23 protein-coding genes are annotated in these 26,280 nt (G+C 70.7%); 11 read left to right on the forward strand and 12 right to left on the reverse strand.

Features of this window, described 5'->3' with window-relative positions:
• Positions 1–38: 38 nt before the first annotated feature.
• From LL239_RS02795 to LL239_RS02815, 5 genes are read right to left on the reverse strand one after another with little or no spacing between them, the layout of a single operon-like run.
• Positions 39–1,034, reverse strand: coding sequence for a LacI family DNA-binding transcriptional regulator (locus tag LL239_RS02795; protein ID WP_228161933.1), 996 nt, complete (start codon positions 1,032–1,034; stop codon positions 39–41).
• The gene (locus LL239_RS02800; protein ID WP_228161934.1) at positions 1,031–2,203 is read right to left on the reverse strand and encodes a Gfo/Idh/MocA family protein; all 1,173 of its coding nucleotides are present in this window, start codon (positions 2,201–2,203) and stop codon (positions 1,031–1,033) included. The genes LL239_RS02795 and LL239_RS02800 overlap by 4 nt, the downstream gene beginning before the upstream one ends.
• On the reverse strand, positions 2,200–3,111 hold the full coding sequence (locus tag LL239_RS02805) for a carbohydrate ABC transporter permease (protein ID WP_228161935.1): 912 nt from the start codon (positions 3,109–3,111) through the stop codon (positions 2,200–2,202). The genes LL239_RS02800 and LL239_RS02805 overlap by 4 nt, the downstream gene beginning before the upstream one ends.
• Positions 3,108–4,040 (reverse strand): carbohydrate ABC transporter permease, encoded by a 933-nt coding sequence (locus LL239_RS02810; RefSeq protein ID WP_228161936.1) that lies wholly within the window; start codon positions 4,038–4,040, stop codon positions 3,108–3,110. Before LL239_RS02810 ends, LL239_RS02805 begins: the two co-directional genes overlap by 4 nt.
• Positions 4,037–5,329 (reverse strand): extracellular solute-binding protein, encoded by a 1,293-nt coding sequence (locus LL239_RS02815; RefSeq protein ID WP_228161937.1) that lies wholly within the window; start codon positions 5,327–5,329, stop codon positions 4,037–4,039. Before LL239_RS02815 ends, LL239_RS02810 begins: the two co-directional genes overlap by 4 nt.
• 78 nt (positions 5,330–5,407) lie before the next feature.
• On the opposite strand from LL239_RS02815, the gene LL239_RS02820 reads away from it, so the two are divergent.
• Complete coding sequence (locus LL239_RS02820; protein WP_228161938.1) at positions 5,408–6,943, forward strand: glycoside hydrolase family 3 protein; 1,536 nt, start codon at positions 5,408–5,410, stop codon at positions 6,941–6,943.
• A 160-nt stretch (positions 6,944–7,103) separates the two neighbouring features.
• Here LL239_RS02820 and LL239_RS02825 read toward each other — a convergent pair whose 3' ends face one another.
• Positions 7,104–7,793: a Gfo/Idh/MocA family oxidoreductase gene (locus tag LL239_RS02825; protein WP_228161939.1), complete on the reverse strand. Its 690-nt coding sequence runs from the start codon at positions 7,791–7,793 to the stop codon at positions 7,104–7,106.
• 181 nt (positions 7,794–7,974) lie between these two features.
• Between LL239_RS02825 and LL239_RS02830 the strand changes: the two genes are divergently transcribed.
• Genes LL239_RS02830 through LL239_RS02840 form a run of 3 tightly spaced genes read left to right on the forward strand, consistent with a single transcriptional unit; the run spans position 7,975 to position 10,600 of the window.
• Positions 7,975–8,730 carry a 6-phosphogluconolactonase gene (locus LL239_RS02830; protein ID WP_228161940.1) on the forward strand — a complete coding sequence of 252 codons (756 nt, stop codon included), beginning with the start codon at positions 7,975–7,977 and terminating at the stop codon, positions 8,728–8,730.
• Entirely contained in the window at positions 8,727–9,467 is a 741-nt protein-coding gene (locus LL239_RS02835; RefSeq protein ID WP_228161941.1) for a sugar isomerase domain-containing protein, read from the forward strand. The genes LL239_RS02830 and LL239_RS02835 overlap by 4 nt, the downstream gene beginning before the upstream one ends.
• On the forward strand, positions 9,464–10,600 hold the full coding sequence (locus LL239_RS02840) for an N-acetylglucosamine-6-phosphate deacetylase (RefSeq protein WP_228161942.1): 1,137 nt from the start codon (positions 9,464–9,466) through the stop codon (positions 10,598–10,600). Before LL239_RS02835 ends, LL239_RS02840 begins: the two co-directional genes overlap by 4 nt.
• A 149-nt stretch (positions 10,601–10,749) precedes the next feature.
• Here LL239_RS02840 and LL239_RS02845 read toward each other — a convergent pair whose 3' ends face one another.
• On the reverse strand, positions 10,750–11,301 hold the full coding sequence (locus tag LL239_RS02845) for a hypothetical protein (protein WP_228161943.1): 552 nt from the start codon (positions 11,299–11,301) through the stop codon (positions 10,750–10,752).
• A 112-nt stretch (positions 11,302–11,413) separates the two neighbouring features.
• Between LL239_RS02845 and LL239_RS02850 the strand changes: the two genes are divergently transcribed.
• From LL239_RS02850 to LL239_RS02860, 3 genes are all read left to right on the forward strand, one after another.
• The gene (locus LL239_RS02850) at positions 11,414–12,448 is read left to right on the forward strand and encodes an NAD(P)-dependent alcohol dehydrogenase (RefSeq protein WP_228161944.1); all 1,035 of its coding nucleotides are present in this window, start codon (positions 11,414–11,416) and stop codon (positions 12,446–12,448) included.
• A 167-nt stretch (positions 12,449–12,615) separates the two neighbouring features.
• Entirely contained in the window at positions 12,616–12,975 is a 360-nt protein-coding gene (locus tag LL239_RS02855; protein ID WP_228161945.1) for a PadR family transcriptional regulator, read from the forward strand.
• Positions 12,972–14,057 (forward strand): hypothetical protein, encoded by a 1,086-nt coding sequence (locus LL239_RS02860; RefSeq protein ID WP_228161946.1) that lies wholly within the window; start codon positions 12,972–12,974, stop codon positions 14,055–14,057. The genes LL239_RS02855 and LL239_RS02860 overlap by 4 nt, the downstream gene beginning before the upstream one ends.
• Before the next feature lie 251 nt (positions 14,058–14,308).
• Here LL239_RS02860 and LL239_RS02865 read toward each other — a convergent pair whose 3' ends face one another.
• The gene (locus tag LL239_RS02865) at positions 14,309–15,736 is read right to left on the reverse strand and encodes a CCA tRNA nucleotidyltransferase (RefSeq protein ID WP_228161947.1); all 1,428 of its coding nucleotides are present in this window, start codon (positions 15,734–15,736) and stop codon (positions 14,309–14,311) included.
• Between the two features lie 149 nt (positions 15,737–15,885).
• A complete protein-coding gene (locus LL239_RS02870) occupies positions 15,886–17,400 on the reverse strand; it encodes a DUF7059 domain-containing protein (protein ID WP_228161948.1) in 1,515 nt (504 codons plus the stop codon).
• 99 nt (positions 17,401–17,499) lie between these two features.
• On the opposite strand from LL239_RS02870, the gene LL239_RS02875 reads away from it, so the two are divergent.
• The 4 genes from LL239_RS02875 to trxA all read left to right on the forward strand — a co-directional run bounded on the left by LL239_RS02875 (position 17,500) and on the right by trxA (position 22,760).
• Positions 17,500–19,719: a DUF6049 family protein gene (locus tag LL239_RS02875; protein ID WP_228161949.1), complete on the forward strand. Its 2,220-nt coding sequence runs from the start codon at positions 17,500–17,502 to the stop codon at positions 19,717–19,719.
• Positions 19,716–21,314, forward strand: a complete 1,599-nt coding sequence (gene murJ / locus LL239_RS02880; protein WP_228161950.1) for a murein biosynthesis integral membrane protein MurJ — start codon at positions 19,716–19,718, stop codon at positions 21,312–21,314. Before LL239_RS02875 ends, murJ begins: the two co-directional genes overlap by 4 nt.
• Positions 21,315–21,387: 73 nt before the next feature.
• Positions 21,388–22,374 carry a thioredoxin-disulfide reductase gene (gene trxB, locus LL239_RS02885; protein ID WP_228161951.1) on the forward strand — a complete coding sequence of 329 codons (987 nt, stop codon included), beginning with the start codon at positions 21,388–21,390 and terminating at the stop codon, positions 22,372–22,374.
• Between the two features lie 62 nt (positions 22,375–22,436).
• The gene (gene trxA, locus LL239_RS02890; protein ID WP_228161952.1) at positions 22,437–22,760 is read left to right on the forward strand and encodes a thioredoxin; all 324 of its coding nucleotides are present in this window, start codon (positions 22,437–22,439) and stop codon (positions 22,758–22,760) included.
• 173 nt (positions 22,761–22,933) lie between these two features.
• On the opposite strand, the gene LL239_RS02895 is transcribed toward trxA, so the two are convergent.
• The 3 genes from LL239_RS02895 to LL239_RS02905 form a co-directional block, all read right to left on the reverse strand.
• Complete coding sequence (locus tag LL239_RS02895; protein ID WP_228161953.1) at positions 22,934–23,281, reverse strand: tryptophan synthase subunit alpha; 348 nt, start codon at positions 23,279–23,281, stop codon at positions 22,934–22,936.
• Between the two features lie 84 nt (positions 23,282–23,365).
• Complete coding sequence (locus LL239_RS02900; protein WP_228161954.1) at positions 23,366–24,349, reverse strand: ParB/RepB/Spo0J family partition protein; 984 nt, start codon at positions 24,347–24,349, stop codon at positions 23,366–23,368.
• Positions 24,349–25,266, reverse strand: coding sequence for a ParA family protein (locus LL239_RS02905; RefSeq protein WP_308218555.1), 918 nt, complete (start codon positions 25,264–25,266; stop codon positions 24,349–24,351). Before LL239_RS02905 ends, LL239_RS02900 begins: the two co-directional genes overlap by 1 nt.
• Positions 25,267–26,280 lie beyond the last annotated feature (1,014 nt).

A 26,280-nucleotide genomic window follows, 5' to 3' on the forward strand; every position in this document is an offset into this window, starting at 1 on the left:
TCTGGGAGACGCGAGGACCAGGACGGTGCCGTGGGGGATCAGCCCGCGGCAGGTCCCGTCGACGCGCGGAACACCGCGTGGGCGGTGACGGCCAGGGGAGTGGTGTCATTGCGCTCGCCCTCCGCGAGCGACAGCAGCCGCTCCACCGCGAGGCGACCGACGCGCTCGCCCTGTGCGGCGATCGTCGTCAGGCCCGGATGCGCGAGCTCGGCGAGGATGTCGTCGTGACCGACCACCGAGATGTCGGTGGGCACGGTGAGTCCCTCGCGACGAAGACCCTCCACGAGTCCCGAGGCGAGAACGTCGTCGAAGGCGATCACGGCCGTGCCGCCCGCCGCGACGACCGCCGGAGCCACGGAGATCCCGTCGGCGTAGGTGGCGGGACTCGCGTCGACCGTCGCGAGCTCCATGCCCGCGCGGCGCGCCTGCTCCGTGACGACCTTGAGGCGCTGGCGATTCGCCCACGACGCCGCGGGACCCTGCAGGTAGGTGAGCCGACGATGCCCGAGCCCGCGCAGATGCTGGACGATCTCGGTCAACGCCGCCGAGGACTCCGTCACCACGGACGAGACGTCCTCGACGACGCGGTTGATGAGGACGACGGGCACGCTGGCGGCGAGCTCACGGATGCGCGGGGCACTCATCCGCGGCGCGGCCAGGATCAAGCCGCGCGTCTGGCGCGCGAGCTGGTCGGCGACCTGGAACTCGATCTCGGCGCTGTCGTCGGTGTCGGCGACCAGGACACCGACGCCCGAGGCCCGCGAGCGACCCTGCGCGAACTTCAGGAGGGTCGTCATGTAGGGGTTCGTGATGTCGGGCACGATCAGTCCGATGTTGGACGCGATCCCCCGCTTGAGCGCGCGGGCGACGACGTTCGGCGTGAACCGCAGCTGCGCCGCGACGGCCTTCACGTGCTGCACGGTCGCCGGCGAGAGACGCTCGGGGTTCGAGAAGACGCGGGAGACGGTCGAGATCGACACCCCCGCGGCATCCGCGACGTCGCGCAGTTTGGCGGGTCCGTTGACACCGGTCATGCGCGCACCCCCTCGGTCGGAACTCCGGACTCATCGTAGAGCGCAGCCGCCCGCGTCTCGGGGAAGATCCGATGCGAGGTCAGCGGCACCCCGCTTTCCGAGAGGGCTCGGCCGGATGCCGCAACCGCGTCGATGGCGTCGGCGATACCCGGCAGCGTGACCCACCGATCCCCGTCGCGGTCGATGGCGATCCCCGAGCGGGAGAGGCTCGTCGTCGCGGGGATGCCCGCGGCGGCCTCGACCACCCGCACGAAGGACTCGGCCGCCGACGCGCTGAGCCACGGGTCGCCCTGGCCCCGCGGGTCGAGCACGGCGGCGCGAAGGGTCGGGACGTGCGCGCCGGGGGCCACGGGTCGCCCGTCGAGCGTCGCGGCGAGGTCGCGCAGCCGGATGCGAAGCGTCGCCCGCTCCCCCTCCACGAGGAGGCCGGGTTCGATCACGCGGTCTGCCGCGGTCGTGCCCACTGCCGTCACGACCGGCCCGGTCGACGAGGTCACGCGGAACGCGGCCACGTCGTCGGCCTCGATGTCGCGCACGGATCCGAGTTCGACCTCGATCTCCTTCGGCATCCATCCCGCCGACACCCTGGCGGCGACGACGAGAGCGGCGTGCGTGGCGTGCGCGAGGGGGTTCACGAGCGACCCGTCGCCCACCGCGACCCCGTCGAGCGTGCGTCGTCCCGCCCAGGCCGAACGGCGGAAGTAGGCGTCCGGGCGCTGCAGGGCGCCGTAGCCGGTGACCCGCCGGACCGGGCCGAGGGCCGTTCGAGCCGCCTCCACCATGCGCACCACGCCCGGGGTCTGCTGGAAGCCGATCTCGAATCTCCGCCCCTGCGCCAGCCGTGAGAGCTGGTGCAGCTCCGCGACCGTGGGCACCGGCGGCTTCTCGAGGTAGAGCGACGCGCCGGACCGCAGCGCGAGGGATGCCAGAGCGGCGTGCGTGTGCGGAGGCGTGGCGACCACCACGGCGTCGACCGCCTCCCGCTCGAGGGCGACCGAGAGATCGGTGTCGAACGCCGGCGCACCGGCGAGAGCCTCGAGATCGTCCGGGGGGCGCACGTCGACGACGCCGACGAGCGCCACCTCGCCCTGCAGCTGCAGGACCAGCAGCTCATCGAGGTGGCGGCGCCCGTATCCCGACGCACCGACGAGCACCACGCGCGGCGTCATCCCTTCAACGCCCCTTCGGCGAGACCCGTGAAGACCTGCTTCTGCATGAGGAAATACACCAACAACGGCGGGATCATCACGATCACGGCCGCGGCGCTGATGACGCGCTGGTCGGCCGAGAACGCGCCGGAGAGGAACTGCACCCCGACGTTGACGGGGTAGTTCGCGGGATCACTGAGCACCACCAGCGGCCACAGGAACTGGTCCCAGCTGTCGAGGAACCCCAGGACCGCGACCACCGCGAGTGAGCCGCGCACTCCCGGCAGCATGATCGACCAGAACGTGCGGATCGGACCCGCGCCGTCCACCGTCGCCGCCTCTTCGAGCTCGTTCGGGATTTGGAGGAAAGCTTGGCGCATCACGAAGATCGACACGATCGATACCGCCTGCGGCAGGACGACGCCGAGGAGGGTGTCCTGGAGAGCGAGCCCGCGCGTCACCAGCAGGGTCGAGATCAGGATGACCTCGAAAGGCAGGGCGGCGGTGGCCAGAAGGATGCCGATGTAGAGCGCCCGGCCGCGGAACGCGATCCGCGCGAGCGCGTAGCCGGTGAGGGTCGCGAGCACCAGGTTCAGCGTGACCCCCATCGCCGAGATCGCCGCCGAGTTCAGCAGGTATCGGCCCAAGGGCACGCTCGTGAACGCGGTGACGAAGTTGTCGAAGGTCGGCTCGCGCGGGATGAGGCTCCCCGGGAAGCCGACTGCCTGTTCGCCCGCCCCCTTCAGCGCCGTGCCGAGCTGCCAGAGCAGCGGGCCGAGGACCACCGCCATCGCGAGGGCCATGAGCACCCAGCGGACGGTGCGCTCCACGGGCCCGACCCGGCCGGGTACGCGGCGGCGGCGCGCGCGGGGCGGGAGCGGGGCGGGAGCCGACACGGATCGGCGGGTCGGCGTCACGGTCGCGGTCATCGCAGCGCCCTCCGTCGGGAGAAGATCCAGGACACCGCCGACACCACCAGGACGAGCGCGAACAGCACGAGACTGATCGCCGAGGCCAGGCCCGCTTCGGTTCCGGGGGAGATTCCTTTGCTGAACAGGTAGAGCACGACCGTCGTCGACGACGTGCCCGGGCCACCGCCCGTGAGCACGTACGGCTCGGTGAAGGCGCGCAGGGAGGCGATCGCGGCGAGGATGGCGACCAGCCCGATCGTCCCCTGGATCTGCGGCAGCGTGATGCTCCATGTGCGGCGACCCCACGCCGCACCGTCCAGCTCGGCGGCCTCGTCCAGCTCGCGCGAGACGTTCTGCAGGGCCGCCAGGAGGATGAGCGTGTACAGGCCGCAGCTCTTCCACACCGTGACCAGCACCGCGCTGACGAGAGCCAACTGGGTGCTCGTCAGGAACGGCACCGGCGCGCTCACTATCGACAGGCCCTGCAGGATCTGGTTGACCAGACCGTTCGAGCTCAACACGTACTGGAACATCAGCGCGACGACGGCCATGGGCATCACCAGCGGCGAGAAGAGGATGGGGCGCACGATGCCCGTGCCCCGCATCTTCGTGTTCAGCAGGATCGCCAGGGCCAGCGAGATGCCCGCGATGAGTGGCGTGGCCAGAATCATGTAGATGCCCGTGTGGGCCGTGGCATCCCAGAAGGATGCCGACGAGAAGATCCGGACGAAGTTGTCGATGCCCGTGAACGTTCCCCCGCCGATCGTGCTGGCGTCGGTGAACGCCAGCACGAACGTGTTGAGCAGCGGAAGGAAGAGGAACGTCAGCTGCAGGATCAACACCGGGCCGATGAAGACCACGGGCACCCACCAGGCGTGCCGCCGTCCCTTCGAGCGGGAGAGTCGACGCGACACCGGCCGCGCGACGGGGGAAACGAGGGCCGTCACTTCGCGCGCGCCTGCAGCATCTCGGTCAGCTGGGTCTCGGCATCCGCCAAGGCCTGGGCCACGGGGGTCTCGCCGGTGATGGCGGTCTGCACCGCGCTCCACAGCGTGCTCGCGTACTCGGAGTCCACCGCTGCCGGCTTGGGCATCGTGCCGCCGTCGAACAGGCTCGTGGCGACGATCCGACGCGCCTGCGTGGCCAGATCGGTGGGCTCGGCCTGGAAGAAGTCGGCCTCGAGCGACTCGACCGTGCTGGGGAACACCGACGACTGCTCGGCGAGGGCCAGCTGGTTCTCGGGCGAGGTCAGGAAGGTCGCGAACGCCAGCGCGGTGGCCGCGTTCTCGCTGCTCTGCGGCACCGCGATCCCGTGCGCGACGACCCAGGTCGTTCCCTTCGACGCGCCGAGCGGCTCGGCGATGCGCAGGTTCTCGAGCACCTGAGGTGCGTTCTGACCGATGATCTTCAGGCGCGACGGCCCGGTCTCGAGGTAGGCCGTCTCGCCCTGCGAGAACGTGTCGATCTCCGTGCGCTGAGCGGCCGTCACCGAATCGGCGGGGATGCCGCCGTTCGCGTAGAGGTCCGCCAGCCGCTGCAGGAAGTCGGCCGCTTCGGGCGTGTTCACCACGGCCGCGGTGGAGTCCTCGTTGACGAGGGGAACGCCCATGCTCAGCAGGTAGTTCGGCAGGCCGATGGAGGTCGGCTGGAAGCCGGCCTTGCCGGTCGTGCGAGCGATCTCCGCCGACACGTCGAGCAGCTCGCTGTACGTCGTCGGGGACGCGGGCGAGCCGGCCTGGTCGATGAGCGAGCCGTTCTCCATCAGCACGGGCGAGTTCAAGTACCAGGGGAGGGCCGCGACCGCCGTGGTGCCGTAGTCGAACGACTTCCACGCCGAGGGGACGTACCGGCTCTCCAGGTCGGCCGCGCTCTGCGACATGTCAAGGACGCGGCCGTCCCGGCCGAGGGGCGCGAGTGTCGCGGCATCCAGGTCCAGGACGTCGGGGAGCGTGCCCGCGACCGAGTCGGCGCTCACCTTGCGCGCTGCCTGGTCGCTCGGGATGTCGGTCCACTGGACCGTCGTGCCAGGGTTCGCCTGCTCGAAATCGGCGATGACGCCGTTGATGTAGTCGTCGAACGTCGGCGACAGCTGCATGGTCTGGAAGGTGATGGTCCCGCCGATCTCACCGCCCGTGTCGGCGGACTGCGCAGGAGCCGGGCCCAGTCCGCATCCGGACAGGGCGAGAAGCGATGCGACGCCGCCGACGAGGGTGACGGTCTTGATACTGCGATGCATGAGCACTCCGGGTCGTGAGAAGAGTGAAACCGAAAAGTGGTGCTTCGTTCGCGTGCAAACGTTTGATAAGAAGTTGACATGGCTTCTTCCATCCGTCAAGTACCCGTCGAAATTCGTCCGGTCACCGACCGCGATCTGCGGCGGCGGATCGCCGCGTGCCTCCTCGTCATGCCCGGCGTCGACCGGCACGGACGGCCTGACGAAGCGACCACGGCGGCGATCCGCGCGGGCGTGGGCGCGCTGCACAGCGTCACGGGGATGCCCGCATCCGCAGCCGCGCGGTACCACGCCGAGGTCCGGCGCATCGCGGCGGAAGCGGGTCTGCCCGCGCCCCTCATCTCCGGGAACCTCGAATCGGGCATCGGCTACAGCCTCGGCCGGACGGGCACCGACCTGCCGTACCCGCGGGGGGTCGGGATCGCCGACGACGAGGGCCTCGCGTATCGGGTCGCCCGTCGGGCGGCCGAAGAGGCTCGCGCCGTCGGCTACGACTGGACGTTCAGCCCCACCGTGGACGTTCTCACCACGTTGCGCGACCCGATCCTGGGCGTCCGCGCCTTCGGGGTGGACTCCGCCCGCACGGCGGCGCTGGGCGCCGCGCAGGTACGCGGATTCCGCGACGGAGGCGTCCTCGCGAGCGCCAAGCACTTCCCCGGTCACGGGGACAGCGTCGTCGACAGCCACCTCGGGCTGCCGGTCATCGACCGGGACGAGGCCGAGTTCGAGGACGTGCACCTTCCGCCGTTCGTCGCGGCGATCGCTGCCGGGGTGCAGACCATCATGGTGGGCCACGTCGTGCTCCGCCGGCTCGGCGAGGACCTCCCCGCGAGCATCTCTCCGACCGTCAACCGCGAGTGGCTGCGCGACCGGCTCGGCTTCTCGGGCGTCATCATCTCGGACTCGCTGCGCATGGCCGCGATCGCGGCGCGCTGGGCCCCGCCGGAGGCAGTCGTGCGGGCCCTCGCCGCGGGGGCGGACGTCGCGAACTCGAAGTGCGAAGCCGATGCGCTGCCTGCCCTGATCGACGCGGTCGTCGCGTCGATCCGTGAGGGCGTGATCGACGAAGCGCAGATCGACGCCTCCGTGACCCGCCTCGACACCGCACGCGCGAGCCTTCCGGCCGCACCGGGTCCCCACGAGGCCGTACGCCTCGACGCCCCCCTCGCGTGGGACGACCCGGATCGGGCGAGGACCGTGGATGCCGCGGAATCACCGCGAGCAGCCGGCGAGATCGTCGTCGTCGGGGAGCACGCGCTGGCGGAGCGGGTGCATGCGGCGCTGAACGAACGGGGGAGGAGCGCGCGACTCCGCCCCGAACGCGTGTCCACCGCCGCGCTCGAGCGCATCGCCCGTGACACGGGCGGCGCCGTGCTGCCCGTGATGGTCCCGCCCACCGCGGTCACGGATGCCGAGATCAGCTCGTTGCGGGACGTCGTCGCCGCGACGGCGGCTCTCGGAGGGGTCGCGACGATCGTCAACGGAGTCGTGCCCGCCGCGATGTTCGACGCACACGGTTCCGCGGTCATCGTCGCCCCGGCTGTCGACGCGTTCGACATCTGCACACAAGCCGCGGTGGATGCTGTTGCCGACCGGATCATCGCCGATGCACCCTGACCTCCCGCATCCCGGGGGCGCTGCAGCCCCGGGATGTCTCGGGATCGCGGATGCCTGAGGATCACGACGCCGCCGCGGTGCCCCGGGAGATGCCCGAGGATCCCTGGCGGCACCGTGATCCACGCGGCATCCAAGACTGAGGTCCGGAAGAGGCGCGCCCCTATTCCGCCAGAGACGCCACGATGCGCTCCATGAGGGCGATCGGCCGCACGATCCTCCGTTCGTCCACCGCCGTGTCGCCCGCGCGACACCGCGCCAGGAAACCATCGATCAGGCGCTCGAGGTAGTCCGTCGGTGGGAGGAGTGTCCGCGAGTCGGGTCCCCGGCGAAGCGCGAAGACGCTCCGCGGATCCGAGAGGAAGCGGAGCGCGACGCCGTCCACGCTCGCGACGATGCCGTCACGCTCACGCCGCACTTCGGGTGCCGCATTCCCCGCCAGAGGCAGCAGTTCGTCGAGGATCTGCGCGTGGTGGATGCCGTAGAAGGCGAGTCCCCCCTCGGGCGCGTGTGGATCCGCCGGCCCCTGCACCTCCCACCTCGTCACGTCTCCGCAGTGCCGACGAACCTCCGCGTCGACCGCCAGGCGGTATCCCGAGTCGCTTTCCAGGAGGACGCCGTTCGCACGGGCGAGCGCGACGAGCTCCCGCGCGTCCGTCGCCGTGAGCGCCAGCGGCTTGTCGCACATCACGTGGATGCCGGCATCCAGGATCGGTCCCAACCGCTCGAGGCGGTGGTCGGCCGCGTGCGCGAACTCCAGGACGACGTCGACGTGGATGTCACCGAGAGCCGCGCCGAGATCGTCGACCACGGCACCATGGGACCCGAGGAGCGCCGCGAGGTCAGCGGGCACGGACCGCCCGTCCGTGGCGAGGACGGAGATCCCTCCCCGGGCGGCAAGGTGCTGCGCCACTCGTTTCGGGCGAGAACTGTCGAGGCCGGTCACGGCGATGCGCATGATCCTCCGGTTGCTTGTGCAAACGTTTGTCATTATCGTGGCCGCATCGTCGCCATCCCGCAAGGAGCCCCTCATCGTGTCCACGAGCACCGAACACCGCCCCGCCATCGTCACGTCCGTCACGCCGGAAGCCCTCGGGGCGGCGGCAGCGGACGCGGCAGCCGCCGTCCTGCGCACAAGCCTCGCGGACGGCGGCGACGTGCGCGTCATGCTGGCGGCTGCACCGAGCCAGGAGCACACGCTGGCGGCCCTCGCGAACACCCCCGGCATCGACTGGAGCCGCGTCGTGGCCTTCCACATGGACGATTACCTCGGCCTCCCCGACGACGCACCGCAGGGCTTCGCCAACTGGCTCGAGCGCCACTTCATCTCGCGGGTGCCGGGGCTCCGCTTCGAGCGGATGCGTCCCGACGGGGATGCCGAAGCCGAAGCGCAGCGCTACGAGGCCGTCCTGGGGACCGACCCCTTCGACCTCGTCCTCCTGGGGCTCGGTGTGAACGGCCACCTCGCGTTCAACGACCCCCCGGCGCTGCTGGACGACCCTCGTGGGGTGCGCGTGGTCGAGCTCGACGACGTCAGCCGTCAGCAGCAGGTCGACGAAGGCCACTTCGCCACGCGGGACGACGTCCCCCGGCGAGCGCTGACCGTGACCATCCCCCGCCTGCTCAACGCGCGAGAGATCATCGCCTCGGTACCCGGTGGCCAGAAGCGGCAGGCCGTGATCGAGGCGCTGAGCGAGCCGATCGGCGGAACCCATCCCGGCACCGCCCTGCGCACGCACCCGCGGGTCCGTCTCTTCCTCGACGTCCAGTCCGCACCTTCCCTGCCGTGACCGGGCTCGGCTCGACGATCGCCGCGCGAGTCGGCGCACTGTACGCGGAGATCATCGCCGCGAACCCCGACAGCGTGCCCCGCGCCGCACAGCGCATCGCCTCGGCCGTGCGAGAGGATCGCCTCGTGTACGCCTTCGGCCCGGGAGCCCACTCGCACCTCGGGATCCAGGACGTCTTCTACCGGCCCGGGATGCTCGCTGCCGTGGCCCCCGTGCTGGATGAGGCGACGCTGCTCACCAACGGCGCTCGCGCCTCCACCCGCGCGGAACGCACTCCCGGCCGCGGCGAGGAGATCGTCGCCGCGAGCGGCATCGGGCCCGGCGACGTCGCGCTCGTCGTGAACACGGCCGGGGTGAACGCCACGGTCGTCGAGATCGCCCGCGCGATCACGACACGCGGGGCGCAGGTGGTCGGGTTCTCGTCCCGTGCGTGCGAGCGGGCCGTGGACGCGGATCACCCGGGTCGACTCGAGGGCGGTACCGCTCTGTCGACGCTGGCCGCGACCCACGTGGACACGTGCGTTCCCCCCGGCGACGCCGAAACGATCGACGGGGGACCGCTCGGCGTGCCGCTCACCACCGCCGCCCAGTCGTTCGCGCTCACGTGGACCTTGGCGGAGAGCGCGCGGCTGCTCGGCCCCGACGCCCCGGTCTGGGCGTCGAGCTACTCCGACGGCGGAGACGCGCACAACGCCGCGATCATGGCGCGGTACGCCCCCCGGGTGGTCGCGCTGTGAGCGTCTTCGAGGGCCTCGCCCCCGCCGGAGACGCCGTGCTGCGGATCGAGGTGCGCGACGGCGTCATCGTCGATGTGGTCCGTCGAGCCACCGCGGATGCCGATGGCATCCCGCTCCTCCTCCCCGGACTCGTCGACGTCCAGGTCAACGGGTACGCGGGGTGGGACGTCAACGCGGACGATGTCAGCTCCGACACCATCGTCGAGATCACCGCCGCTTTGCGCGCCGTGGGCACGACCACGTGGGTTCCCACCGTCATCACGGCCCCCGAGGAGAAGATCGTCCGCGCACTGAGGGCCGTACGAGACGCCCGCGCGAAAGACCCACGGGTCCGTGACGCCATCCCGTGCGCCCACGTCGAGGGCCCGTTCATCTCTGCCGACGACGGTGCGGCCGGGGTGCACGACCGGGCGTGGATCCGCCCCCTCGACGCCGACGAGGTGGAGCGGTGGAGCCAGGCGGGACCGGTCGGAATCGTGACGGTGTCCCCGCACACGGCGGATGCCGCCGACCACATCGCCCGCATCGTGCGGCGTGGTGTCGTCGTCTCGGTCGGTCACACCTCGGCCGACCACCGCCAGATCCGCGCCGCCGTCGACGCGGGCGCCACGATGGCCACTCACCTCGGCAACGGCATCCCGACGATGCTGCCGCGGCATCCGAACCCGATCTGGACACTGCTCGACGACGACCGCGTCACCGTCGGCCTCATCGCGGACGGGCATCATCTGCCGGACGAGACGCTGCGCGCGATGATGCGGGCGAAAGGTCCGGGGCGGGCCTACCTCGTCTCGGACCTCACGGCTCTGGGCGGTCTTCCCCCGGGCGAGTACGAGACGCCCGTCGGTGGCCGAGTCAGCCTGTCGGCCGATCTGCGTCTCGGACACCTCGGTTCCGACATGCTCGCCGGCGCCGCGGCGACCCTGTTCGACGGGTTCCGGCGGGTCGCGCGGATGCCGGACGTCGGGCTCGACCGCGCGCTCGAGGCGGCGGCAGCGACTCCCGCGCGTCTCACCCCGGCGGCGCGGCCGGGGTTGGCCTCCCTGTCGCCCGGATCCCCGGCAGATCTCCTCCTGGTGGAACCCGCCGAGCTCACCATTCAGCAGGTCATCGTCGGCGGCGAGCGCGCGTAGCTCCCGCATCTCCGATCCCGCGACGCGTCGGTGACGGAGGTGCGTCCAGTGTAGGTCGGGTGGGGCCGGCGCGGGAGGTTCCGCTTCACCGGGCGCGATCGGTGCACCGGGGCGGTCATCGATCGCCCCGGTGCACAAAAAGCGCCCCGCTATGGCGCGACCTCCCACGAGACGACGTGGGCGTGCTCCAGAGGGACCGGATCCGGCGCCAGAACATGCGGGATGCCGTGGAACCACGCTCCGCTCACCCCGCGACGCGCGCATTGCTCGAGCCAGGCACGGTTCTGGGGTGTCGTGGTCAGGGCGGCTCGGTGAGACGCTCGGTCGAACGGGGTGACCTCTCGCGGGTCGATGGGATCGCCCGTGGCGGTCAGCGTGCGGTCCAGCACGACGCTGCCCTCGGGGAGATCCGCAGCGGGGATGGCCCAGAACTCCATGGGCGGTCGCCGGCGTCCCCGGATCTCGGCCCACGCCTGCCAGATCGCGTGCGGGTGCACGGGAGAGAGGAAGACGACCTCCGTCCACCGCCGACCCATCCCCGGGATGACCGTGTCGCGCAATCGCCGCCTCTCGGGGGTGTCGTCGTATTTCTCGAGCGCGGCCCGATGAGCATCGCCGTCCACCGCCGCCAGTGCACTCACGGGCAGCAGCGACGAGGTACCGGGTGCCAGCGGCACGCAGGCGTGGAAGACGGCATCCATCCCCTCACTCTGCCCGCGCGAAACCCTCTCGATCAGCAGAAATCGCCGTCAACCCCCGCACGCGAAGCGGGAGCGTGGACGCACGGTGCACGGAACGAGAGAAAGGGATGCCATGAAGGCAGTGCAGTACCGCGAGATCGGTAAAGGACCCGAGGTCGTCGACATCGAAGACCCGCACCCGGGCCCCGGGCAGGTGCGCCTCAGGGTGACGGCGGCGGGACTCTGCCACTCGGACTGGTTCGTGATGGACCTGCCGGAGGAGCAGTACACGTACGGTCTTCCGCTGACCCTGGGCCACGAGGGCGCCGGTGTGGTGGATGAGCTCGGTGAGGGCGTCGAGGGCGTCGAGATCGGTGCCGCTTACGCCATCTACGGCCCGTGGGGCTGTGGCCGCTGCCACGCGTGCGCGAAGGGCGCCGAGAACTACTGCCCGCACGCCGCTGAGTTGGGCATCACCCCGCCCGGACTCGGCAGCCCCGGCGCGATGGCCGAGTACGTCATCGTCGACGATCCGCGGCACCTCGTTCCGCTCGGGGACCTCGACCCCGTCGAGACCGTGTCGCTGACCGACGCCGGCTTGACGCCGTACCACGCGATCGTCTCGGCGAAGGAGAAGCTGTATCCCGGTGCCACCGCCGTCGTGATCGGCGTCGGCGGGCTCGGGCACGTCGGCGTGCAGATCCTCCGGGCCATCTCGGAAGTCACCGTCATCGCGGTCGACCTCGGCGAGGACAAGCTCGCCCTCGCCCGCGAGGTCGGCGCGCACCACACGGTGACCTCCGACGAGCACGCCGCCGAGCGCATCCGCGAGCTGACCGGCGGCCTCGGCGCGGCGGCGGTGTTCGACTTCGTCGGCGTGCAGCCCACGATCGACCTGGCGCGAAAGGTCGCGGCGATCGACAGCTTCATCCACATCGTCGGTATCGGCGGCGGCATCCTCCCCACCGGCTTCTTCTCGACGCCGATGGGCGCCGCGGTGCGTGCGCCGTACTGGGGCACGCGCAGCGAGCTCATCGAGGTGCTCGACCTCGCCCGCACCGGCGCCGTCGGAGTGCACGTCGAGCGCTACGGCTTCGAGTCCGCGGTCGAGGCGTACCAGCGCCTCCACCACGGCGAGGTGCGCGGGCGCGCGGTCGTCGTCCCGTAAGCACGGCGCCGCGGCCGGGCGTTCGGAGCGTGATCGGTGCAGTGGGGCGCGCAATCACCGCCCCACTGCACGTTTCGCGCCCCTGACCGACCAGGGAGGCATACGCACCGCGCACTACCGCGCATCGCGTGGTACTGTCCCTCACAGACAAGCGAAAGGGGGCGCGCGTGGATACGACGCAGCTACTGAAGGGAGTGCTGGATGCCGCTGTGCTCGCGGTCGTCCAGCACGATGACGGGTACGGGTACGACATCGTGCGGCGACTCCGCGATGCGGGGCTCGGTGAGGTGGGGGATGCCTCGGTGTACGGGACGCTGCGACGGCTGTACTCCGCCGGGGCGCTGTCGAGCTACGTCGTCCCCTCGGACGGCGGACCGCACCGCAAGTACTACGCGATCAACGCCCAGGGCCGCGAGCTGCTCGATGCGCAGCGCGCGAGCTGGGCACACTTCTCCACGGCCATGACGAACCTGCTCGACGACACCGCCCGCCCCACGGTCCTGCGCACGATCGGAGACGCCCGATGATCACCACGCCCGTTCGCGACGACATCCAGGCCTTCGCCGCCGCCGTCCGCGCGCACCTCGACGACCTCCCGACCGACGACGTCGACGATCTGCTCGACGGCCTCGAGGCTGATCTGTCCGACCAGGCGGCCGAGGCCGGCGATGACTTCACCCTCCCGGATGCCACGACGTACGCCGCCGAACTGCGCGCCGCCGCGGGACTCCCGGACCGCAGCGACAGCGCACCCGTCGACAAGCGCCCCACGATCCGTAAGCGCCTCGCGGACTTCCGGGCGTCGGCCGACACCCAGATCCGACGGAACCCGGGCGCCGCCTGGCTGCTCGACCTGTTGGCATCCCTTCGTCCGATCTGGTGGGTCCTCCGCGCGGTGGTGCTGTACCTCATGATCGGGCCGTTCTTCTGGTCGGGCTACCGCTCGATGTCGGGCATGGTCGCTCACCTGATCGGGGCGCTCCAATTCCCCGGAATCGTGCTCCTGGCAGCCCTGCTGGTGCTGAGCGTGCAATGGGGTCGCGGACGATGGGCGCCCAATGCGGTCGTGCGCGGCATCCGCACCGCGGTGACTGTCGTCACCGTTCTGGCGACGCCCTTCACGCTCGCGGCGATCGGCGGCGATCTACGGTCCCTGGTGTGGGATGTGCCGAGTGACGGCATGGCCGCGCCGTACACGTCGGGGCTCTCCCTCGACGGCCAACGCGTCCGCAACATCTACGCGTTCGACGCCGACGGCAACCCGATCCCGACGGTGCAGCTGTTCGACCAGAACGGCACTGCGCTCACGACCGTGGGCAACGCGAACGGCGAGGCTCCCTTCGACAGCTACTTCTACGGCGGAGGCGGTCCTGTGCCCGTTCCCTACACGGCCCCCGGTGCCGCCGATGCGTGGAACATCTACCCGCTGCGCGAGATCCCGGCGGGAGTGATGAGCTGGGACCCGGCGGAGGACGTCGAGCGGGCCACGGAGCCGACGTTCCCCTTCCTCCGCGTCCAGCCGGTCCCGACGGGCGTGGCCCCCACCACCGGAGCAGAGGCCGACGTCACACCGCAGCCGACGCCGACCCCGGCAGCGCCGACGCCATGAGCGACCAGCCCAGGATCGTGAGCATCGACCTCACGCACCTCGTGGTCGCGGCCCTGGAGCAGGAAGGCGACGAGGACGACGAGGCATCCGGAACTTCGGGGCGTGATTCGGCGGATTGGGGGGCCGGATCACGCCCCGTTGTGCGTGTGGTTGGGCATGGGGCGCGATCCGTGCAGCGGGGCGGACAGTGACCGCCCCGCTGCACGATCCACGCCCCAAACCCGTCACGGCCCGAAACGTGCGGACCAACCTCAGGCCCGCGCGGCCCACCACTCGCGGAGGCGCTTCTCGGCCTCGGCCTCGCCGAGCACGCCCTCGTCGAGGCGCAGGTCGAGCAGGAAGCGATAGGCCTCGCCGACCTCGCGACCGGGCTTGAGTCCCAGGATCTCCTGGATGCGGTTGCCGTCGATCTCGGGGCGGATCGCGTCGATCTCCTCCTGCTCGCGCAGCGCGACGATGCGGGCCTCGATGTCGTCGTAGGCGGATGCCAGGCGCTGAGCCTTCCGCTTGTTGCGCGTGGTCACGTCGGCCCGCGTGAGGATGTGGAGGCGTTCGAGCTCGTCGCCGGCGTCGCGGACGTACCGGCGGACGGCGGCATCCGTCCACGCCCCCTCGGCGTAACCGAAGAACCGCAGGTGCAGCTCGACCAGGCGCGACACGACCGTCGTCGTCGCGGCGTCGAACCGCAGCGCCTGCAGGCGCTTGCGCGCCATGCGCGCACCCTTGATGTCGTGGTGGTGGAAGGTCACGCCCCCGCCCGGCTCCAGACGACGCGTGGCCGGCTTGCCGATGTCGTGCAGCAGCGCGGCCAAGCGCAGCGGCACGTCGGGACCGGCACCGGGATGCCGCTGCTTCTCGAGCGCGATCGCCTGACGCAGCACGGTGAGCGAATGCTCGTAGACGTCCTTGTGGTGGTGGTGCTCGTCGACCTCGAGCCGCAGCGCCGGGATCTCGGGCAGGAACTCCTCCATCAGGCCCGTCTCGACGAGGACCCGGATGCCACGCACCGGGTCGTCGGTCTGGAGCAGCCGCACGAGCTCGGCCTGCACGCGTTCGGGGCTCACGATCCCGAGGGTGCCGCGCAGCTCGGTGATGGCATCCAGGGTCTCGGGGTCGACGGCGAAGTCGAGCTGCGACGAGAACCGGGCGGCGCGCAGCATGCGCAGCGGGTCGTCGCCGAAGCTGACCGCGGGGTCGATGGGGGTGCGCAAGCGTTGGGCCAGCAGGTCTTCGACTCCGCCGGTGGGGTCGACGAGCGTGCGCGCGGGAACGCGCAGGGCCATCGCGTTGACGGTGAAGTCGCGGCGACTGAGGTCGGCCTCGAGCGTTTCGCCGAACTCCACGGTCGGCTTGCGGGTCACTCCGTCGTAGCTGTCGGCGCGGTACGTCGTGATCTCGACCTGCTCGCCCCGCACCTTGGCGCCGATGGTGCCGAAGGCACGGCCGACGTCCCACTGCACCGACGACACGGGCTTCACGAGCGCAAGGATCTCGTCGGGGCGCGCGTCGGTCGTGAAGTCGAAGTCGTGGGTCGTGCGTCCGAGCAGCGCGTCGCGCACCGGACCGCCGACCAGCGCGAGGTCCCGACCGGCGTCGGCGAACACGCGTGCCAGGGTCGCCACCACGGGATGCTCGGCGAGCTCACCCAGGCGCGCGACACCGTCGGCCATGTTCAGCATGCCTTCGAGCCTAACCGGGACGTTCGCCGCCGCCGGGCCGCGCTGCGCTCGTGCCCCGCCCCGCACCGCCCCGCGCCGCCCCGCACGCCCCGAGCCGCCGCGCCCCGGCCGCCGCGCCCGGGCCGACGGCACACGGGGGACGGCGCGCCTCAGGCGTCGGCGAACGTCAGGAAGCCGGTGACGATGAGCTCGCGCACCCGCGGCAGGACGTCGGCGCGGAGCTCGGCGGCATCCACCTCCAGGAGTTGCGCGATCGCGTCGACGAGCGCGCCCACCGGCAGGTCGCCGTCGCACGCCCCGACGAGGGCGGCGAGCGCCGAGTCGACCTCGATCGTGCGGGCGAATCCGCCGCCCTGGCGCAGCTCGATCACCGACGGCGACTCCTCGCCCGGACGGTGATGACGCGCCTCGGTCACGTCGGGTGCGAAACGGAGGACGGCGGATGCCAGTCCCTCGTCGTCGAGCAGGGCGGCCCGGTCGTGGTTCTCGAGGCACGCCGCGAGGTGCGGCCCGAACACCGACTCGCCGCCGCCCGCGACGCGTTCGTAGCGCGCGAGGGTCGGGGCCCCGGCGAGCGGGCGCCGCAGCAGGACGTACCCGAAGCCGACGCCCGTGACCCCGCGGGCCGCGAAATCGTCGAGCCACGCGTCGATGAGCCGCGCGTACGCGGGCGTCCCCGGGACCGTCCCCCCGTCGCGCACCCACAGTTCCGCGTAGGCGAGCGGATCGAGCACCTCGCGCTCGATCACCCAGGCGTCCAGCGACGGTCCGACCCATTCGCGCACCCGATCGAGGCCCGACTCGCCGTCGCGGTATTCCCAGTTGCCGAGGGACTGCACGACGCCGCCCGGCGCGAGGTGCGCGGCGACGCCCGTGATCACCGAGGCGACGAGCGCGTCGCCCTCCAGCCCGCCGTCACGGTACTCGTACGCGGGGACGCCGGCGACACGCGGCGTGATGACGAACGGGGGATTGGATGCCACCCGGTCGAACACCTGGTCCGCGACGGGCTCGAACAGCGAGCCGAGCCTCGTCTCGATGCCGTCGACGTCGTTGAGGAGCGCGTTCAGCCGTGTGAAGCGCAGCGCACGCTCGGAGATGTCGGTCGCGACGACCCGGGGGACCAGCCGTCGCAGTCGAAGGGCCTGGATGCCGCAGCCCGTGCCCAGATCGAGCGCCGTTCCGCCGCGCCAGGTGAGCTGGAGCCGCGCGAGGGTCTGCGAGGCCCCGCCGACACCCAGCACATGGTCCTCGGGGAGCGGGCCGCCCAACGCCGCCTCGTCGAGGTCGCTCGCGATCCACCACTCGACCTCGCCGTCGGCATCGGCGAAGGGCTGGGGTCGCACGAGCACCGCGGGCACGACACGGTCTCCGTCGACGGAGAGGAGCCCGAGGGCCGCTGCACCGTCGAGGCTCAGAGCAGGCATCGCCGCCTCCGCGTCCTCACGGGAGACCTCGAGGCCCAGACCCCACAGCCGTCCCAGGACGGCGAGGGCGTCGCGGCGGTCGCCGAGGGCTCGCTCCGCCGGTCCGCGCAGACCTCGGGCGACGGCGTCGTCGGCCTGGGCCCCCCAGGCGTCGCGCAACGCGGCGCCGGCATATCCCGCGGAGCGCAGGTCGTCGGCGAGGGCACGGCACAGGGTCGGGTCGGGTTCGGGGAGCACCGGTCCATTCAACCGTCTGCGCGAGGCTATCGGGGGGCTCCGAGGTGGGCGGGCCTAGACTCGTCGCGGTGCGAGGCCGCCTCGCCCGCCGACGCTCGTATGACCGTGACCTCCCTGCCCTCGGGCTCACCCGTGCCACGGCGCTCTCTCACGCGCCGGTTGCTGGCGACCCTCGCCGCGGCCGCCCTCGCGATCGGACTCGCCGCCCCCGCCGCGGCCACCGCCGCGACACAGACGCCGGCTCCCTCCGCCGAGGCCACGACGCCGACCCTGGCCGCCTCCCCCGCCGGCAACGGCATCCTGCGCCCGGGCGACGCCCTCGCGGTCCTGGCCACCCTCGCCAACCCCGGCGAGGTGACCATCCCGTCGAGCTCGGCGACACTGTCGATCGGCACCGCCCCCTTGGCCGACGACGCCGCCCTCACGCGGTGGCTCGGCGGCGACGCGACGGGCGTCACGCTGCAGCAGATCGCCACGGGCACCCTGGATGCCGTAGCCCCGGCCGCGCAGACCTCGGTGTCGTTCACGGTGGCGGGCACCGACCCCGCCCTCGCCGGTCGCGGCGCCGGGGTGTACCCGGTGCTGGCCCAGACGAGCGGGGGAGCGTCGGTCCAGGCGCCCACCGTCGTCGTCATCCCCGCCGACGGCGCGGCCACGCCTCTCGCCGTCGTCGTGCCGATCACCGCGGCGCCCCGCACCCGAGGCCTGCTGACCGCGAGCGAGCTCGCCGACCTCACGGCGGTGGACGGTCCGCTCTCGGCGCAGCTCGACGCCGTCGACGGCTCCCTCGCGACCCTCGCCGTCGATCCGGCGATCCCCGCGGCCATCCGCGTGCTCGGCTCGTCGGCACCGCCCACCGCCGTCGCCTGGCTGCAGCGACTGCTCGCCCTCCCCAACGACCGGTTCGCCCTCCAGTTCGGCGACGCCGACCTCTCCGCGCAGATCCATGCGGGGCTGCCGGCTCCGCTGGCGCCGACGTCGCTGCAGTCGTACATGGCGGCCGCCGACTTCCTGCAGGCGGAGTCGTCGGTGACGACACCGAGCCCCGCCGCGTCGCCGGACCCCGGTCAGCCGGCGTTCCCCGACCTCGCTGCCCTGCTCGACATCGGGGACGCCGACCAGGCCGTCTTCTGGCCCGCGACGGGCTCCGTCGACTCTTCCGTCGTGACGGCCCTGGGGGCGCTGGGCACCGACACCGCCGCCGCGCGCGTCCTCGTCGCCTCGAGCAACCTCACGGGCGATCCCCCGACGGCGAACGCGACGGTCGGCGGGGTCGCGACCCCCGTGTACGACGCGCAGGTGTCCGCCGCCCTCACCACCGCCGCGGGCGAGAACGACACCGCCCGCCGGGGAGCGGCCCTGGCCGCCGCGTCGGGCCACCTGGCTTTCGCCCGCACGGGAGCGGCCGACCGACCCGTGCTCGCCGTCCTGGACCGCGGGACGGACCGGTCGCGCGTGAGCCTGCGCGCCACCCTGGGCGCGGTGGCATCCGCCCCCGGATACATCCCGTCGACGTTGGCGGGGATCGCCGGCGCCGCCCGCGCGGAGGTCGCTCTCGGAGAAGGGTCCTCCAACGCCGCTCGAGCCGCTGAGCTCAGTGGCCTCCTCTCCGACGAGGCCACGATCGACCGTTTCGCGACGATCCTCGATCAGCCCGAACTGCTCACGGGGCGTGAACGCGCCGAGGTGCTCCAGGTGTTGAGCGTCGCCTGGACGGGGGATGCCGCCCGCCAGGCCGTCGCCGATCACCGCGCCGCCACGCAGACCACGCTCGACTCCGTCGGCATCCTCTCATCCGATTTCCGTCTCGTCAGCTCGAGCGCGCCCCTACGTCCCTGGGTGCGCAACGATCTGCCCTGGCCCGTCTCCGTCGTACTGCGATCCCAGCCCGACGACGCCCGCCTTCGCGTTCAGGCGAGCACCCCGATCGACGCCCAGGCTGCCGCGAACACGCGCGTCGAGGTTCCGGTCGAGGCCCGCATCGCCAACGGCGAGGTCGACGTCGCGATGCAGCTGTACAGCCCCACCGGCGAGCCCATCGGCGCACGGCAGAGTGTGCAGGTCGAGGTGCGCGCCGAGTGGGAGAGCATCGGCCTGATCATCATCATCGTGCTCGTCGTGATCTTCCTCGGCATCGGCGTGCTGCGGACGATCGGCCGCCGCCGGCGGGCTCGCGCGGCCGAGGCACAGCCGGAACTGGGGGCTTCGGCATCCGGGTCATCGGCATCCGGGGCTTCGGCATCCGGGGCTTCGGCCGCCGAGGCGAACGCGCCCCAGGATCCCGCCCTTCCCGAACCCGAGCAGGAGAACCCCGCGTGAGCAGCATCGGCAGGGCGAGCGTCCTGATCGGAGCGGGGACGATCGTCTCCCGCGTGAGCGGTCTCGTGCGCACGATCGTGCTGGTCGCGGCGATCGGGTCGATCAGCGGTGCGGGTGACGCGTTCGCGGTCGCCAACCAGCTGCCGAACAACATCTACGCCATCATCTCCACGGGCCTGCTGACCGCGGTGGTCGTCCCGCAGATCGTGAAGGCGGCCGCGCACGCCGACGGCGGTCAGGCCTTCATCTCGAAGCTGTTCACGCTCGGGACCGTGGGACTGCTCGCGGCGACCGCGCTGGCGATGATCGCCGCACCGTTGCTCGTGCAGGTGTACGCCAGCAGGTTCAGCCCCGACCAGCTCGCCCTGTCGACGGCGTTCGCGTACTGGTGCCTGCCGCAGGTGTTCTTCTACGGCCTCTACGCGCTTCTCGGCGAGATCCTCAACGCCCGCCGCGTCTTCGGCCCGTACACGTGGGCACCGATCGTCAACAACATCGTCTCGATCCTCGGCTTCGGCGCATTCATCCTGGTGTTCGGGGGTCCCCAGACCCGGGTGGATGCCTGGACCCCGGGCATGATCGCCGTGCTCGGCGGCACCGCCACCCTGGGCATCGTCGTGCAGACCCTGGTGCTGCTGTTCTTCTGGCGCCGCGCCGGTCTCGCCCTGCGGCCGGACTTCCAGTGGAAGGGCGTGGGACTGCGCCACATCGGACGCCTCGCGGGGTGGACGTTCCTGATGGTGGTCGCGGGGCAGCTCGCCGGCATCGTGCAGTCGAACGTGCTCTCAGGCGCCTCCGGCGACGACCCCGCGATCTTCGCCTCTCAGAACGCCTGGCTGCTGTTCATGCTGCCCTACTCGATCATCGTGCTCTCGATCGGAACGCCCTACTTCACGCAGCTCAGCGAACACGCCGCCGCCGGCCGTGACGACGAGGTGCGCGCCGACATCTCGCGCAGCATTCGTACCCTCGGGTTCTTCGTCGTCGCGGCCACCGCGGCCCTCGCCGTCGCCGCTGTGCCCGCCAGCCGCATCTTCACCAACGGTCCCGAGCAGGCGGCGGCCGCAGCGCCCGTACTGCTGTGCTTCCTGGTCTGCCTCGTCCCGCTCGCCGTCCTCTTCGTCGTGCAGCGAACGTTCTACGCCTACAACGACACGCGCACGCCCTTCTTCTTCACCCTCCTGCAGTGCGCACTCGTCGCCGGGGGCGCCTTGGCCGCCGGCGCGATCCTCGATCGTGGCGAGCTGGCGGCGGGCGTCGCCCTCACGCAGTCGATCGCGAGCATCGTCCAGGTCGTCGTGGCCACGGCCCTCCTCCACCGAAGGCTGTCCGGCATCGGCACCGGCGCCTGGCTCCTCGCCCTGCTGAAGTTCACCCTCGCCGCCCTCCCGGCAGCGGCGGCCGGTGTCGGCGTCCTGCTGCTCCTCGGCGGACCCCGGGGCTGGACCACCAGCAGCGCCCTGGCCGGAGCCGCCGGAGCCGCCGTGATCGGCTCCGTGGTGCTCGTGGTGTATCTCGGCATCCTGGCGCTCCTGCGCACTCCCGAACTCGCCCCGGCGCTGGCCCTCGGTCGGCGCTTCCTGCCCCGACGCTAGCCCCGGTCCCGAGGAATACCTCGGGGCTAGCATGGGTTTCATCCGACGGAATCAACGAAGGGAACGCGCTACCGTGCGTCACGTCATCATCATCGGATCGGGCCCGGCCGGCTACACGGCCGCGATCTACGCCGCCCGAGCCAACCTCGAACCCCTCGTCGTGGCGAGTTCCGTCGAAGCCGGTGGCGACCTCATGACCACGACAGACGTCGAGAACTTCCCCGGCTTCCCCGATGGCATCCTCGGACCCGACCTCATGGCCAAGATGCAGGCGCAGGCCGAGCGCTTCGGTGCCGAGGTCCTCTACGACGACGTCGTCTCGCTCGAGCTCGACGGCCCCGTCAAGAAGGTCACCCTCGGCAGCGGCAAGGTGCACGAGGCCGCGTCGATCATCTACGCGACCGGCTCCGCCTACCGCAAGCTCGGTCTCGAGGGCGAGGAGCGCCTCTCCGGCCGCGGAGTCTCGTGGTGCGCCACGTGCGACGGGTTCTTCTTCCGCGAGCGCACCATCGCGGTCGTCGGCGGCGGCGACTCGGCGATGGAGGAGGCGAACTTCCTCACCAAGTTCGCGTCGAAGGTCTACATCATCCACCGCAAGGACACGCTGCGCGCCTCGAAGATCATGCAGGAGCGCGCTTTCGCGAACCCCAAGATCGAGTTCGTCTGGAACAGCGAGGTCGCCGAGATCCTCGGCGAGGAGGCGGTCAACGGTGTGCGTCTGCGCTCCACCGTCGACGGGACCGAGCGCGACCTGGCCATCGACGGCCTGTTCGTCGCGATCGGCAACGACCCGCGCACGCACCTCGTGCACGACAAGCTGCAGCTCACCGAGCAGGGGACCATCTGGGTCGACGGTCGTTCGTCGCGCACGTCGGTCGAAGGCGTCTTCGCCGCCGGCGACGTGATCGACCCGACGTACCGCCAGGCCATCACGGCAGCCGGCAGCGGCACCGTGGCCGCTCTCGACGTGGAGCACTTCCTCGCCGCGCGCGGTGAAGCGGGCGAGCCCGCCGTCGCCGAGAGCCCCATCGAAGGCCTCCCCGACGCCGCTGTCGTTTGAGGAATAAACCCGCGCTCACCGGGGTTTCCCTCGGTAACGCTTCCATCTAAGGAGATATGCACATGACCGCCAAGGCGACGACCAGCGCGACCTTCGAGCAGGACGTCCTGCAGGCCGAGGGCCCCGTTCTCGTGGACTTCTGGGCCGAGTGGTGCGGACCGTGTCGTATGGTCAGCCCGGTTCTCGACGAGATCCAGTCCGAGAACGCCGACAAGATCACCATCCTGAAGCTCAACGTCGACGAGAACCCCGATCTCGCGATGAAGTACCAGATCACCTCCATCCCCGCGATGAAGGTCTTCCAGGGCGGTGAGGTCAAGACGACCATCATCGGCGCGAAGCCCAAGTACGCCCTCGAGCAGGACCTTCAGGCCTTCATCGGCTGACCCCCGCTCGCACTGAAAGCCCCCGGCATCCCTGAGATGTCGGGGGCTTTCTTCGTTCCAGGATGCCGACAGCCCGGCGTCACCAAGGAAGACAGGGTCACAGGTGGAGCGGTGTGGACCAGAGGCGGCATCCGGCGAAGGCGTGCCAGCAGTACGCGCGGTCCAGTAGCGGCTCAGGGAACGTCGAGACGGACGGAGGCATCCCAGCGTCGGTACGGCTCGTCTTCACCCAGGATGCGCCACACCGCCCGCGTCAGCGGGGGATAGTCCAGGGCGATCTGACGCAGCACCCGGTAGTTGCGGGAGCGATTCGAGCGTACGCCACCGTTCTCGGCGATGTTCTCGGCCCGCAACGTCAGGACGACGAGCTCGTCGACGCTGGGCAGGTCTTCCATGAACTCCCACGGGTCTTCACCCCCGCGCAGACGCTCGTGAATGAGGACAGCGAGCTCGTCCGAGGCTTCGGCTCGCAGCAGCTCGAGGCTGGCGCGGCGGCGAGGGCTCTGGTCTTTCGCGGTCACCCATCAAGCCTACGTCGACCCCCTGACAGAGGGCCCGCCGAGCCGCCTCTCCCAGCGTATGCCGAGAGGGGAATGCTCTACGGCTCAGCCCGTGTAGCCGTCCTCACCGAGGACAGCGAGGATCCGGTTGAGATCCTGGATCGTGGCGAAATCTATGCTGATCTGGCCTTTTCTCGCCGTGAGGGAGACTCGGACCTTCGTGTCGAACCGGTCGCCGAGGCGTTCGGCGATGTCATCCAGACCAGAGCGGCGCGATCCCGCCTTCGGCTTCTGACGAACAGGTGCCACACCGGGCATCTTCGCGGCAGCCTCCGCAGCACGCACCGACAGGTCTTCATTCACGATCTTGTCGGCGAGCTTCTGCATCTCGCGGGGGTCGTCGAGCGACAGGATCGCCCGAGCGTGGCCGGCACTGAGGACGCCTGCGGCGACGCGCTGCTGCACGAGGACGGGCAGCCTCAACAGTCGGATCGTGTTACTGATCTGCGGGCGCGAGCGACCGATACGCGTCGCGAGCTCCTCCTGCGTGATGCCGAAGTCCTCGAGGAGCTGCTGGTAAGCGGATGCCTCTTCGAGCGGGTTCAGTTGCGAGCGGTGCAGGTTCTCGAGCAGCGCATCGCGGAGAAGGTATTCATCCTCGGTCTCGCGGACCACCGCGGGAATCGACGTCAGTCCCGCCTCACGCGATGCCCGCGTGCGGCGCTCTCCCATGATGAGTTCGTACGTTCCGTCGCCCTTGTCGCGAACGACCACCGGCTGCAGCACGCCGAACTCGCGGACCGAGTGCACCAGCTCGGCGAGGTCTTCCGGGTCGAAGTGCGTTCGGGGCTGACGTGGATTCGGAACGATCGACTGCGGGTCGATGTGCACGAGACGCGCGCCGGGAACGCTGACGAGCTCGGCATCCGAGGTGGCGCCGTCGTCCGTCTCTTCCGCCTTCGACGTCTTCTGAGACTTTTCGGGTGCTGCTGCTCCGGGGAAGAACACGTCGACCGGGCGAGACTCCGACGATTCCGCCGTGGGGATGAGGGCACCGATACCGCGGCCCAGTCCGGTTCTCTTGGCCATCAGTCTTCCTTCGTGGTGGTGTCGCGTCCGACGATCTCGACCGCAGCTTCGCGGTAGGCGATCGCGCCCGCTGAGTGGCCATCGTACGCGATGACGGTCTGACCGAAACTCGGCGCTTCCGACACTCGGACAGAGCGAGGGATCACCGTGCGAAGAACCTCGTCGGCGAAATGCTCTCGTACTTCATCCGCGACTTGCTGAGCGAGACGCGTCCGTCCGTCGTACATCGTCAGCAGGATCGTCGACACGTGGAGCGCCGGGTTCAGGTGCTTCTGGATCATCTGCACACTTCCGAGCAGTTGGCTCAGTCCCTCGAGGGCGTAGTACTCGCACTGAATGGGGATGAGAACTTCGTCGGCCGCAGTGAAGGCGTTGATCGTCAGGAGACCGAGAGACGGAGGGCAGTCGATGATGACGAAGTCGAGGTGGTGAGCGTCGTCCGCGAGGTAGTCGCGGAGAGCGCCCCGCAAGCGGTGCTCGCGCGCGACCTGCGAAACGAGCTCGATCTCTGCACCAGCGAGATGGATGGTGCTCGGCGCGCAGAGCAGATTCGGAGACTCCGGACTCGTCTGAATGATGTCAGCGAGAGGGAACTCATCGATCAGCACGTCGTAGATGCTCGCGGTGTCCGCGTTATGCGGTACACCGAGAGCGGTCGACGCGTTGCCCTGCGGGTCGAGATCGATCACGAGTACTTTCGCGCCGAGCGCCGCGAGGGCGGCAGAGATGTTGACCGCGGTGGTTGTCTTGCCGACTCCGCCCTTCTGGTTCGACACCGTGAAGACGCGGGTGCGACCCGACAAGCTCACTTCGACAGCCTCCAGCGCTCGACGCCGAGCCGACAGGTCAGCGAGCTCACGTGCGATAGGGGAGTCCTCGAAGGAGGTGGAGCCGGACGACTCACCGGACTGTTTCACGTGAAACGCGCTCCTTCATCTCCGGGGACAACGTTCCCAGTCTACGCGTCGCGGTACTGCCTTCGCGGGGGAGTTCGGGCGTGGCTGAAGACGTCCGGCCCGACTCAAGTTTGCGGCACTCTCGCGTCGGGCCGTGAGCCGTCGGCCGACCTGCGGTGCGGCTGCGCCACAGAGGGCAGGATCGCCAGGGCGGTGGGGAGATTGCGTGGGGCGCCCGATGGCGGCGTGGATCTGGCACGTTGCGTGGCCCGTTGTGGAGACACTGCGGGGCCGCTGTCGCGGACAGGTGTGATCGTTTCGGATGCGATGCACGGGCTCTAGCGAGGCGTTCTCGCCCGAGTGCACGGGTTGTGCCGGGGCGTGTTTCACGTGAAACATTTGGTCGTGGGGGTCGGCAGCGCAGCTGCATGGTGGTCACGCGGTCCTCGCGCGGCGGGGTGGGCACGGCCCACCCGATCAGCGGAGCAACGAGGGCGTCGCTCATGGCGGCAGAGCAACGGCCGTCGACGCAGAAGACAGCGAGGATGCGCCTGTTACAGAGGACGCGGTGACGACTTCGCGCGACCTCAAAGCCTGGACGCGATCACGTCGGATTCGTCCGCACTTCCGTCGCCCACAGGCAGACGCCGCGTGGCTGCTGTGCGGTGCATCGGCGGGCGACATGGGTAGACCGCGTCCGCCATTGCCGACGAACGCGCGTTGCTCATCAGGCGCTCTGAACCACCGGCGACAACGACCGACCGCAGCACCTCCACTGCCCCGTGCGTCGAAGGCCCACCGTGCAGCGCCGTGCGAAACACCGCCGCCCGGTGCGCGCCCCCCATCGTGCGTTCTTGACCGATGCCGCGATCGATTGATCGTTGCCCGCGCCGCAGGCTCCGTCATTCGGCCGCCAGAGCAGGCCGTGCGCGCGACACGGCCACTCGGCACACGCTCCCGCCCTGCGCCGTCGCTGAGCGCTGACATCGACTGATCGCTCTAGCCGCACGGAATCCGTCCTCGGACCGCGCAGAG

The sequence above is a fragment of the Microbacterium testaceum genome (genome assembly GCF_020781835.1).
In the GTDB taxonomy this organism is placed as follows: domain Bacteria; phylum Actinomycetota; class Actinomycetes; order Actinomycetales; family Microbacteriaceae; genus Microbacterium; species Microbacterium testaceum_H.